Here is an 11,757-nt window from a genome sequence, read left to right on the forward strand (position 1 = left end):
CACGCCGGATGGCATGCCCACGCCACCACCGCAAGGCTCCCCACTCGCGCATCCCCCACCGAGCACCACCGAGCCATCGGAGGCACGTCATGCCCGTGCACAGATCCGGATCGGCCCGCGGACGGCGCTTCGCCGTCACCGGGATCCTGCTCGCCGCGTTCTCCCTCGTCCTCACCCTCCCCGCGGACGCGTCGTCGTCCGCCGACACCCCTCCCCGCGGCTCCGCCCACATGGGCATGGGCGTCGCGGAACACGACGGTGAACACGGCACCCCCGTCCCGGGCCGTGCCGTCCAGACCGAGGGCGTCGACGTCTCCAGCCACCAGGGCAACGTCGCCTGGTCGACCCTGTGGAACAGCGGCGTCAAGTGGGCCTACGTCAAGGCCACCGAGGGGACGTACTACACCAACCCCTACTTCGCCCAGCAGTACAACGGCTCGTACAACGTCGGCATGATCCGCGGGGCGTACCACTTCGCCACGCCGGACACGACGAGCGGCGCCGCCCAGGCCAACTACTTCGTCGACCACGGCGGCGGCTGGTCCCGCGACGGCAAGACGCTGCCGGGCGCGCTGGACATCGAGTGGAACCCGTACGGGGCCACCTGCTACGGCAAGACGCAGAGCCAGATGGTCTCCTGGATCCGCGACTTCCTGAACACCTACAAGGCGCGCACCGGCCGCGACGCCGTGATCTACACGGCCACCAGCTGGTGGACCCAGTGCACCGGCAACTACGGCGGCTTCGCGGCGAACAACCCGCTGTGGATCGCCCGCTACGCCTCGACGGTGGGCACCCTGCCGGCCGGCTGGGGCTACTACACGATGTGGCAGTACACCTCGTCCGGCCCGACGGTCGGGGACCACAACAAGTTCAACGGCGCCCTGGACCGCGTCCGGGCGCTCGCCAACGGCTGAGCTCACGCAGGGGCAGGGCCCGGATTCCCTGAAAGGGGAACCGGGCCCTGCGTCATCCGGCCGCGTCCTCCCCCAGTGCCTAAAGCCTGGGAGGTACCCCCATCGCCGCGACCGGAACCTCCGGCCGCGCACCGTTCGTCGCCGGTGCGAGCGCCAGTTCCAGCACCTGGCGGACGTCGGTGACGGCGTGGACGTCCAGCTTGTCCAGCACCTCCGCCGGGACGTCGTCCAGGTCGGGCTCGTTGCGCTTGGGGATGATCACCGTGGTGACGCCCGCCCGGTGCGCCGCGAGCAGCTTCTGCTTCACCCCGCCGATCGGCAGCACCCGGCCGGTCAGCGAGACCTCGCCGGTCATCGCCACGTCCGTGCGGACCAGCCGGCCGGAGAGCAGCGAGGCCAGCGCCGTGGTCATCGTGATGCCGGCGCTCGGGCCGTCCTTGGGGACCGCGCCCGCCGGGAAGTGGATGTGCACGCCCCGGTCCTTCAGGTCGGCCACCGGCAGCTCCAGCTCGGCGCCGCGGCTGCGCAGGAAGCTCAGCGCGATCTGCGCCGACTCCTTCATCACGTCGCCCAGCTGACCGGTCAGGGTCAGGCCCGCCGCGCCCGTCTCCGGGTCGGCCAGCGACGCCTCGACGTACAGGACGTCGCCGCCCGCTCCGGTGACCGCGAGACCGGTGGCCACGCCCGGCACCGAGGTGCGGCGCTCCGCCGGGTCCTGGGCGGACTCGGGCACGTGGTGCGGCCGGCCGATCAGCTCCCGCAGGTCGCCGTCCGTGATCGTGAACGGCAGCTCCCGCTCGCCCAGTTCGTGCTGGGCCGCGACCTTGCGGAGCAGCCGGGCGATCGACCGCTCCAGGGTGCGCACGCCCGCCTCGCGGGTGTACTCGCCGGCCAGCTTGCGCAGCGCGCCCTCGTCGACCGTGACCTCGTCCTCGCCGAGTCCGGCCCGCTCCAGCTGGCGCGGGAGCAGGTGGTCGCGGGCGATGACGACCTTCTCGTCCTCGGTGTAGCCGTCGAGGCGGACCAGCTCCATGCGGTCGAGCAGGGCGTCGGGGATGGCCTCCAGGACGTTGGCGGTGGCGAGGAAGACCACGTCGGACAGGTCGAGTTCGACCTCCAGGTAGTGGTCCCGGAAGGTGTGGTTCTGCGCCGGGTCGAGCACTTCGAGCAGGGCCGCGGCCGGGTCGCCCCGGAAGTCCGAGCCCACCTTGTCGATCTCGTCGAGGAGGACCACCGGGTTCATCGACCCGGCCTCCTTGATCGCGCGCACGATCCGGCCGGGCAGCGCGCCGACGTACGTACGACGGTGGCCGCGGATCTCGGCCTCGTCGCGGACGCCGCCGAGGGCGACGCGGACGAACGTGCGGCCCATCGCGTGGGCGACGGACTCGCCGAGCGAGGTCTTGCCGACGCCGGGCGGGCCGACCAGGGCCAGTACGGCGCCGCCGCGCCGGCCGCCGACCACGCCGAGGCCCCGGTCGCCGCGCCGCTTGCGCACGGCCAGGTACTCGGTGATGCGCTCCTTCACGTCCTCCAGGCCCGCGTGTTCGGCGTCGAGCACGGACCGGGCGCCCTGGATGTCGTAGGCGTCCTCCGTGCGCTCGTTCCACGGCATCTCCAGGACCGTGTCGAGCCAGGTGCGGATCCAGGAGCCCTCGGGCGACTGGTCGGAGGACCGCTCCAGCTTGTCGACCTCCTTGAGGGCGGCCTCGCGGACCTTCTCGGGCAGGTCGGCGGCCTCGACGCGGGCGCGGTAGTCGTCGGACTCCTCACCGTCCTGCTCGCCGTTGAGCTCGCGCAGCTCCTTGCGCACGGCTTCGAGCTGGCGGCGCAGCAGGAACTCCCGCTGCTGCTTGTCGACGCCCTCCTGGACGTCCTTGGCGATGGTCTCGGCGACGTCCTGCTCGGCGAGGTGGTCGCGCAGTTGCTGGGTGGCGAGCCTCAGGCGCACGACCGGGTCGGCGGTCTCCAGCAGCTCGACCTTCTGCTCGGTGGTGAGGAAGGGCGAGTAGCCGGAGTTGTCGGCGAGCGCGGAGACGTCGTCGATGGCCTGGACGCGGTCCACGACCTGCCAGGCGCCGCGCTTGCGCAGCCAGGCGGTGGCGAGCGCCTTGTACTCCTTCACCAGCTCGGCGACCTGACCGGGCAGGGGCTCGGGCACGGTCTCGTCGACCCGCGTGCCCTCCACCCACAGCGCCGCGCCGGGCCCGGTGGTGCCGGCGCCGATGCTCACCCGGTGCCGGCCGCGGATCAGGGCGCCCGGGTCGCCGTCGGCGAGGCGGCCGACCTGTTCGACGGTGCCGAGGACGCCGGTCCTGGCGTAGGTGCCGTCGACGCGCGGGACGAGCAGGACGCGGGGCTTGCCGGGCTCGGACCTGGCGGCGGCCTGGGCGGCCTCCACCGCGGCCCGTACCTCGGCGTCACTCAGGTCCAGGGGGACGACCATGCCGGGCAGGACCACTTCGTCGTCGAGCGGCAGCACGGGCAGGGTGAGCGGTGTGAAGGCGGCGGACTCAGCAGCCATGATCTCCCCTTCGGCAGTCAAGTTGAGTTACATCGACTCAATGAAAGGGAGTCCGTGATTGTTCCCCAAGGGGTGTTCGCTCTGAGCGATCATGCGCTCCATGCCACCCACCGGGACCTCTCGGGTTACTCGGGACAGCGCCGTCGGGCCGGCCCGCATTCCTTTGCCAGGATGGGCCGATGGCCATCACTTCCCACGACTCCCACGACATCCCCGAGGTGCTGGACCGTCGCGAGGGCCCGCACGGCGAGGTCGTCCTGCGCCGGCACGGGGCGCTGCTCCAGATCATCGCGAACGGCTGCTTCCTGATGGACACCTCCGACGGGCGCTCCGAGCGGCGGCTGGTCGACGCGGCGGCCGAGGCGCTCACCGCCTCCGGCGGGCGGGCCGCGCCGCACCTGCTCATCGGCGGGCTCGGCGTCGGCTTCTCGCTCGCACACGCGGCGGCCGACCCCCGCTGGGGCCGGATCGCGGTCGTCGAACGCGAGTCCGCCATCATCGACTGGCACCGCGACGGACCGCTGGCCGCACTCTCCGCCGAGGCGCTGGCCGACCCCCGCGCGGAGATCGTCCAAGCGGATCTGGTGCGTTACGTCAATGAGACTTCCGACACGTACGACGCGCTCTGCCTCGACATCGACAACGGCCCCGGCTGGACCGTCACCGAGGGCAACGACGGGCTGTACGCACCGGCCGGACTGGCAGGCTGCGCACGGGTGTTGAGGCCGGGCGGGGTGCTTGCCGTATGGTCCGCGCAGCCCTCTCCGGAATTCGAAGAAACCTTGCGTAATGCCGGGTTCCAGCAGGTGCGTACCGAAGAGATCCCCGTTGCCCGGGGCGTTCCCGACGTTGTCCACATCGGCGTCGGGCCTGGATAGCAAAGGCGCGGGGACTCCCCGTACGCTGCTGCCCTGACGCGGTCATTCAAGCGTCAATCGTAGTCATGCGCAGACGAGGAATCACCCCACTGATTCCGGTAAGCACACCTCAGGGGCGGGCGATGGAGCAGACACAGACCTCCCACAACGGCACGGCGACGGCCACCCAGGGCGCGCAGCGCCGGGTGCTGGTGGTCGAGGACGACCAGACGATCGTGGACGCCATCGCGACCCGCCTGCGCGCCGAGGGATTCCTGGTGCAAACGGCCGGTGACGGCCCGGCCGCGGTCGACACCGCCGAGGCCTGGCAGCCCGACCTGCTGATCCTCGACATCATGCTGCCCGGCTTCGACGGCCTGGAGGTCTGCCGTCGCGTACAGGCCCAGCGCCCGGTACCGGTGCTGATGCTCACGGCACGCGACGACGAGACGGACATGCTGGTCGGGCTCGGCGTGGGCGCCGACGACTACATGACCAAGCCCTTCTCGATGCGTGAGCTGGCCGCGCGCGTGCACGTGCTGCTGCGCAGGGTGGAGCGCGCCGTCGTGGCCGCCTCGACGCCGCGCAGCGGCATCCTGCGCCTCGGCGAACTGGAGATCGACCACGCGCAGCGCCGGGTGCGGGTGCGCAGCGAGGACGTGCACCTCACCCCCACCGAGTTCGACCTGCTGGTGTGCCTGGCGAACACCCCGCGCGCGGTGCTCTCCCGTGAGCAGCTGCTGGCCGAGGTGTGGGACTGGGCGGACGCCTCCGGCACCCGGACCGTCGACAGCCACATCAAGGCGCTGCGCCGGAAGATCGGCGCCGAGCGCATCCGCACGGTGCACGGCGTGGGCTACGCGCTGGAGACGCCGACGCCATGAGCCAGGGGCGGCAAGCCGCACGGAGAGGCCCCGGGAAGCCCTGGGGCGGCGTACGCCCGTTCTCGATCAAGACAAAGCTGGGCGCACTGGTCGTCACGTCGGTGCTGATCACCACCGGTCTTTCGGTGATCGCGGTGCACACCAAGACGGAGCTGCGCTTCATCACGGTCTTCTCGATGATCGCCACGCTGCTGATCACGCAGTTCGTGGCCCACTCGCTGACCGCGCCGCTGGACGAGATGAACGCCGTGGCCCGGTCCATCTCGCACGGCGACTACACGCGCCGGGTGCGCGAGAACCGCCGCGACGAGCTGGGCGACCTGGCCGTCACCATCAACCGCATGGCGGACGACCTGGAGGCCCAGGACCTCCAGCGCAAGGAGCTGGTGGCGAACGTCTCCCACGAGCTGCGCACCCCCATCGCGGGCCTGCGCGCGGTGCTGGAGAACATCGTCGACGGCGTCACCCAGGCCGACCCGGAGACCATGCGCACGGCGCTCGGGCAGACCGAGCGGCTCGGCCGGCTGGTGGAGACGCTGCTGGACCTCTCCCGCCTGGACAACGGCGTCATACCGCTGCGCAAGCGGCGCTTCGAGGTGTGGCCGTACCTCTCCGGCGTGCTGAAGGAGGCCAACATGGTCGCGTCGGCACGCGCAGGCATTGCTTCCGGCTCCGGCAGCCACACCCGCACCGACGTGCACCTGGCCCTCGACGTCTTCCCGGCGGACCTGACCGCGCACGCGGACCCCGAGCGCATCCACCAGGTGGTCGCCAACCTCATCGACAACGCGGTCAAGCACAGCCCGCCGCACGGCCGGGTGACGGTCCGGGCGCGCCGCGGGGAGCTGCCCGAGTCCCTCGAGCTGGAGGTTCTCGACGAGGGCCCCGGGATTCCGCGGTCGGAGTGGCGCCGGGTGTTCGAGCGGTTCAACCGGGGTTCGGTCTCCCGGCCGCACGGTCCGGGCAGCGACGGCGGCACCGGGCTCGGCCTGGCGATCGCACGCTGGGCGGTCGATCTGCACGGCGGCCGGATCGGTGTGGCCGAATCCGAGCGGGGCTGCCGCATTCTCATCACTCTTCCGGGCCTGCCACCGACGTCGAGTTGACGTAGGGTTCGAAGCGGAAGACCAAGATCCACGGGCATCCGCGGTGGCGGACACGTGTGATCAGGCACTGGCCCACCTCTGGCCCGCGTTTTCTTCGCGCCGGGTCCCGGTCTCCCCTTCCCCAGCGCAACAGAACCTCGCTTGTTTCCCGCCATTTCCAGCGCCGAAACACGGTCTGCAATGTGACTTACGCGACGATGAACGGGCCCAGTCTGACCTTCCGGGTCCGGGAGGCGTAGCCTTGATTCCCGCTGTCCACCATCTTGTGAAGCGGAAGAGGGCGGTTCTCGCCGTGTCGCCACAGTCCCCCAGTAACTCGAGCATCTCGACCGACACCGACCAAGCGGGCAACGCGGGCAAGAACCCCGCGGCCGCCTTCGGTGCCAATGAGTGGCTCGTCGACGAGATCTATCAGCAGTACCTCCAGGACCCGAACTCCGTGGACCGAGCCTGGTGGGACTTCTTCGCCGACTACAAGCCCGGGGCGCCCGCCGCCCAGGCCGCCTCCGGTGCCACGGGCACGGACACCGCCGGCGCCCCGCAGGCCGCCCCGGCGCCGCAGGCGCAGCCCGCCGCCCCGGCGCAGGCCCCCGCGGCCCCCCGGTCGGCCGCCCCCGCACAGCCGGCGGCACAGCCCGCGGCCGCCGCCCCGGCGGCTCCGGCCGCCCCGGCCGCGAAGCCCGCGCCGGCCAAGCCCGCCGCCAAGCCGCAGGCGAAGGCCGCCGCGCCCGCCAAGGACGCCACCGCCACCGAGAGCCCCGCGGGCCCCGAGCTGGTGACCCTGCGCGGCCCCGCCGCCGCGGTCGCGAAGAACATGAACGCCTCGCTGGAGCTGCCCACGGCCACGTCCGTGCGCGCGGTCCCGGTGAAGCTGCTGTTCGACAACCGCATCGTCATCAACAACCACCTCAAGCGCGCCCGGGGCGGGAAGATCTCCTTCACGCACCTGATCGGCTACGCGATGGTGCAGGCCATCAAGGCCATGCCGTCGATGAACTACTCGTTCGGCGAGAAGGACGGCAAGCCGACCCTCGTCAAGCCGGCACACGTCAACCTCGGCCTCGCCATCGACCTGGTCAAGCCCAACGGCGACCGCCAGCTGGTCGTCGCGGCGATCAAGAAGGCCGAGACGCTGAACTTCTTCGAGTTCTGGCAGGCCTACGAGGACATCGTCCGCCGCGCCCGCGACGGCAAGCTGACGATGGACGACTTCTCCGGCGTCACGGTCTCCCTGACCAACCCCGGCGGCCTCGGCACCGTCCACTCCGTGCCGCGCCTGATGCCCGGCCAGTCGGTCATCATGGGCGTCGGCTCCATGGACTACCCGGCGGAGTTCCAGGGCACCTCCCAGGACACCCTGAACAAGCTCGGCATCTCGAAGGTCATGACGCTCACGTCGACCTACGACCACCGGGTCATCCAGGGCGCCGCCTCCGGCGAGTTCCTGCGCCAGGTCGCCAACCTGCTGCTCGGCGAGAACGGCTTCTACGACGACATCTTCAAGGCGCTGCGCATCCCCTACGAGCCGGTCCGCTGGCTCAAGGACATCGACGCCTCGCACGACGACGACGTCACCAAGGCCGCCCGCGTCTTCGAGCTGATCCACTCCTACCGGGTCCGCGGCCACGTCATGGCCGACACCGACCCGCTGGAGTACCAGCAGCGCAAGCACCCCGACCTGGACATCACCGAGCACGGGCTCACCCTGTGGGACCTGGAGCGCGAGTTCGCGGTCGGCGGCTTCGCCGGCAAGTCCCTGATGAAGCTGCGCGACATCCTCGGCGTGCTGCGCGACTCGTACTGCCGCACCACCGGCGTCGAGTTCATGCACATCCAGGACCCGAAGCAGCGCAAGTGGATCCAGGACCGCATCGAGCGCTCGCACACCAAGCCGGAGCGCGAGGAGCAGCTGCGCATCCTGCGCCGGCTGAACGCCGCCGAGGCGTTCGAGACGTTCCTGCAGACCAAGTACGTCGGCCAGAAGCGCTTCTCCCTGGAGGGCGGCGAGTCCGTCATCCCGCTGCTGGACGCGGTCATCGACTCGGCGGCCGAGTCCCGCCTGGACGAGGTCGTCATCGGCATGGCCCACCGCGGCCGGCTGAACGTGCTGGCCAACGTGGTCGGCAAGTCGTACGCGCAGATCTTCCGCGAGTTCGAGGGCAACCTCGACCCGAAGTCGATGCACGGCTCCGGCGACGTGAAGTACCACCTGGGCGCCGAGGGCACCTTCACGGGCCTCGACGGCGAGCAGATCAAGGTCTCGCTGGTCGCCAACCCCTCGCACCTGGAGGCGGTCGACCCGGTCCTGGAGGGCGTCGCCCGCGCCAAGCAGGACATCATCGGCAAGGGCGGCACGGACTTCACCGTCCTGCCGGTGGCGATCCACGGCGACGCGGCCTTCGCGGGCCAGGGCGTGGTGGCCGAGACCCTGAACATGTCGCAGCTGCGCGGCTACCGCACCGGCGGCACCGTCCACGTCGTCATCAACAACCAGGTCGGCTTCACCGCCGCCCCGGAGTCCTCGCGCTCGTCGATGTACGCGACGGACGTGGCGCGGATGATCGAGGCCCCGATCTTCCACGTGAACGGCGACGACCCGGAGGCCGTGGTCCGCGTCGCGCGGCTCGCCTTCGAGTTCCGCCAGGCGTTCAACAAGGACGTGGTGATCGACCTCATCTGCTACCGCCGCCGCGGTCACAACGAGTCGGACAACCCGGCCTTCACCCAGCCGCTGATGTACGACCTGATCGACAAGAAGCGCTCGGTGCGCAAGCTCTACACCGAGTCCCTCATCGGTCGCGGCGACATCACCCTGGAAGAGGCCGAGCAGGCGCTCCAGGACTACCAGGGCCAGCTGGAGAAGGTCTTCACCGAGGTCCGCGAGGCCGTCTCCCAGCCGTCCGCCGCGGAGCCCTCGGACCCGCAGGCCGAGTTCCCGGTCGCCGTGAACACCGCGGTCAGCGCCGAGACCGTCAAGCGGATCGCCGAGTCCCAGGTCAACATCCCCGACCACGTCACCATCCACCCGCGCCTGCTGCCGCAGCTCCAGCGCCGGGCCGCGATGGTCGAGGACGGCACGATCGACTGGGGCATGGGCGAGACCCTCGCCGTCGGCTCCCTCCTCCTGGAGGGCGTCCCGGTCCGCCTCGCGGGCCAGGACTCGCAGCGCGGCACCTTCGGCCAGCGCCACGCGGTGGTCATCGACCGCGAGACGGGCGACGAGTTCACGCCGCTGCTGTACCTGTCCGAGGAGCAGGCCCGGTACAACGTCTACAACTCCCTGCTCTCCGAGTACGCGGCCATGGGCTTCGAGTACGGCTACTCGCTGGCCCGCCCGGACGCGCTGGTGATGTGGGAGGCGCAGTTCGGCGACTTCGTCAACGGCGCCCAGACGGTCGTGGACGAGTTCATCTCGTCGGCCGAGCAGAAGTGGAACCAGACCTCCGGCGTCACCCTCCTCCTGCCGCACGGCTACGAGGGCCAGGGACCGGACCACTCCTCGGCCCGCCCGGAGCGCTTCCTGCAGCTCTGCGCGCAGAACAACATGACGGTCGCGATGCCGACCCTGCCGTCGAACTACTTCCACCTCCTGCGGTGGCAGGTGCACAACCCGCACCACAAGCCGCTGGTCGTCTTCACCCCGAAGTCGATGCTGCGCCTGAAGGCCGCGGCCTCGAAGGCGGAGGAGTTCACGACGGGCCAGTTCCGCCCGGTCATCGGCGACGACTCGGTCGACCCGGCCGCCGTCAGGAAGGTCGTCTTCACCGCCGGCAAGGTCTACTACGACCTCGACGCCGAGCGGAAGAAGCGCGGCGTCACGGACACGGCCATCATCCGCATCGAGCGCCTGTACCCGCTGCCGGGTGCCGAGCTCCAGGCGGAGATCGCCAAGTACCCGAACGCCGAGAAGTACCTGTGGGCCCAGGAGGAGCCGGCGAACCAGGGTGCCTGGCCGTTCATCGCGCTCAACCTGATCGACCACCTGGACCTGGCGGTCGGCGCCGACGTCCCGCACGGCGAGCGCCTGCGCCGCATCTCGCGGCCGCACGGCTCGTCCCCGGCCGTCGGTTCCGCGAAGCGGCACCAGGCCGAGCAGGAGCAGCTGGTGCGTGAGGTGTTCGAGGCGTAGCCCCTCCGCGGCGCGACACCGCCGCGCAGCGCGTCCGGGCCGGGCCGCACCCCCTCTTCGGGGGTGCGGCCCGGCCCTTTTTCCTGCACTTATCCTTGACCGCATGTACTTCACCGACCGTGGCATCGAGGAACTGGAGAAGCGGCGCGGCGAGGAGGAGGTCACCTTCGAGTGGCTCGCCGAGCAGCTGCGGACCTTCGTCGACCTGAACCCGGACTTCGAGGTGCCGGTGGAGCGGCTGGCGACGTGGCTGGCGCGACTGGACGACGACGAGGACGACGAGTAGTCCCCGGGCGGGTGCAGACGGGTGTCTTGACTTTCCATGCCCGCGATATATCGTGAATAGCGGAGGACGCGATATGGCGCGTTCGGTGAGGAGGTCTGCACCATGTCCGAATGGTCTGTCGCGGAGCCCGAGAAGCTCACCTTCGACGAGCCCGTGCGCGAGCTCCACGTCCGCATCGTCAACGGCACGGTGAACGTGGTGGGGACGACCGAGGGCCCCGCCCGCCTCCAGGTCTCCGAGATCGAGGGCCCCCCGCTGATCGTGACCCACCAGGACGGCGTGCTCACGGTGGCCTACGAGGACCTTCCCTGGAAGGGCTTCCTCAAGTGGCTGGACCGCAGGGGCTGGCGCCGCAGCGCGGTCGTCTCCCTGGCCGTGCCCTCGCACACGCGGGTCGAGGTCGGCGTGGTGAGCGCCGCGGCCGTGATCTCCGGGCTCGAGGGACGCGCCGAGGTGAAGGGCGTCTCCGGGGACACCACCCTGGTGAGCCTCGCGGGGCCGGTCCGCGCGGACACCGTCTCGGGGAGCGTGGAGGCCCAGGCCCTCTCCGGCGACCTCCGCTTCAACTCCGTCTCCGGGGACCTGACCGTCGTGGAGGCGGGGTCCTCCGTCCGGGCCGACTCGGTGAGCGGTTCCATGATCGTCGACCTGGACTCGACCGGTGGGCCGACCGACGTCAGCGTGACCAGCGTCTCGGGCGAGATAGCCGTCCGGCTGCCCCAGCCGGCCGACGCGGAGGTGGAGGCGAACACGGCCAGCGGCACCGTCTCCAGCGCCTTCGAGGACCTCCGGGTGGCCGGCCAGTGGGGCGCCAAGCGGATCACCGGCCGGCTCGGCGCGGGCAACGGCAGGCTGAAGGCCACGACGGTCTCCGGCTCGATCGCCCTGCTGCGCCGTCCGGGGACGGAGGACTCGCCCTGGGAGCGGGAGCCCACGGACACCGGACCGGCGGGGGACGCGCAGAGCCGCTCGGGGGACCACTCCGCTTCCGGCCGGGACCACGGCGCCACCGACGCCCCGGCCGACGGCACGACCGACAAGAAGGTGCTCTGAC

General features: G+C 70.9%; 8 protein-coding genes. 7 read left to right on the forward strand and 1 reads right to left on the reverse strand.

Annotation, left to right across the window (positions count from 1 at the left end):
- Window positions 1-89: 89 nt before the first annotated feature.
- A complete protein-coding gene (locus ACIGO6_RS18875; protein ID WP_399877331.1) occupies window positions 90-917 on the forward strand; it encodes a lysozyme in 828 nt (275 codons plus the stop codon).
- Between the two features lie 79 nt (window positions 918-996).
- Here the strand turns inward: ACIGO6_RS18875 and lon are convergent, their stop codons facing one another.
- Entirely contained in the window at window positions 997-3,441 is a 2,445-nt protein-coding gene (gene lon, locus ACIGO6_RS18880; RefSeq protein WP_399877333.1) for an endopeptidase La, read from the reverse strand.
- A gap of 179 nt (window positions 3,442-3,620) precedes the next feature.
- Here lon and ACIGO6_RS18885 point away from each other — a divergent pair, with 179 nt between their 5' ends.
- The 6 genes from ACIGO6_RS18885 (at window position 3,621) to ACIGO6_RS18910 (ending at window position 11,756) form a co-directional block, all read left to right on the forward strand.
- Entirely contained in the window at window positions 3,621-4,319 is a 699-nt protein-coding gene (locus ACIGO6_RS18885; RefSeq protein WP_399877336.1) for a spermidine synthase, read from the forward strand.
- Window positions 4,320-4,441: 122 nt separating this feature from the next.
- Window positions 4,442-5,182: a response regulator transcription factor gene (locus ACIGO6_RS18890; protein WP_043380000.1), complete on the forward strand. Its 741-nt coding sequence runs from the start codon at window positions 4,442-4,444 to the stop codon at window positions 5,180-5,182.
- Window positions 5,179-6,288 (forward strand): sensor histidine kinase, encoded by a 1,110-nt coding sequence (locus ACIGO6_RS18895; RefSeq protein ID WP_399877339.1) that lies wholly within the window; start codon window positions 5,179-5,181, stop codon window positions 6,286-6,288. The genes ACIGO6_RS18890 and ACIGO6_RS18895 overlap by 4 nt, the downstream gene beginning before the upstream one ends.
- A 292-nt stretch (window positions 6,289-6,580) precedes the next feature.
- The gene (locus tag ACIGO6_RS18900; RefSeq protein WP_399877340.1) at window positions 6,581-10,417 is read left to right on the forward strand and encodes a multifunctional oxoglutarate decarboxylase/oxoglutarate dehydrogenase thiamine pyrophosphate-binding subunit/dihydrolipoyllysine-residue succinyltransferase subunit; all 3,837 of its coding nucleotides are present in this window, start codon (window positions 6,581-6,583) and stop codon (window positions 10,415-10,417) included.
- Complete coding sequence (locus ACIGO6_RS18905) at window positions 10,398-10,703, forward strand: DUF6104 family protein (RefSeq protein ID WP_399877343.1); 306 nt, start codon at window positions 10,398-10,400, stop codon at window positions 10,701-10,703. Before ACIGO6_RS18900 ends, ACIGO6_RS18905 begins: the two co-directional genes overlap by 20 nt.
- Before the next feature lie 102 nt (window positions 10,704-10,805).
- On the forward strand, window positions 10,806-11,756 hold the full coding sequence (locus ACIGO6_RS18910) for a DUF4097 family beta strand repeat-containing protein (protein ID WP_399877345.1): 951 nt from the start codon (window positions 10,806-10,808) through the stop codon (window positions 11,754-11,756).
- The last annotated feature ends 1 nt before the right edge of the window (window position 11,757 follow it).

The organism is Streptomyces sp. NPDC053750 (assembly GCF_044544295.1).
Classification (GTDB): domain Bacteria; phylum Actinomycetota; class Actinomycetes; order Streptomycetales; family Streptomycetaceae; genus Streptomyces.

Excerpts from the sequence above, each read along its gene's own strand:
- ACIGO6_RS18875 (WP_399877331.1), top strand. The coding sequence starts at position 90 with ATGCCCGTGCACAGATCCGGATCGGCCCGCGGACGGCGCTTCGCCGTC.
- lon (WP_399877333.1), bottom strand. The coding sequence starts at position 3,441 with ATGGCTGCTGAGTCCGCCGCCTTCACACCGCTCACCCTGCCCGTGCTG.
- ACIGO6_RS18885 (WP_399877336.1), top strand. The coding sequence starts at position 3,621 with ATGGCCATCACTTCCCACGACTCCCACGACATCCCCGAGGTGCTGGAC.
- ACIGO6_RS18890 (WP_043380000.1), top strand. The coding sequence starts at position 4,442 with ATGGAGCAGACACAGACCTCCCACAACGGCACGGCGACGGCCACCCAG.
- ACIGO6_RS18895 (WP_399877339.1), top strand. The coding sequence starts at position 5,179 with ATGAGCCAGGGGCGGCAAGCCGCACGGAGAGGCCCCGGGAAGCCCTGG.
- ACIGO6_RS18910 (WP_399877345.1), top strand. The coding sequence starts at position 10,806 with ATGTCCGAATGGTCTGTCGCGGAGCCCGAGAAGCTCACCTTCGACGAG.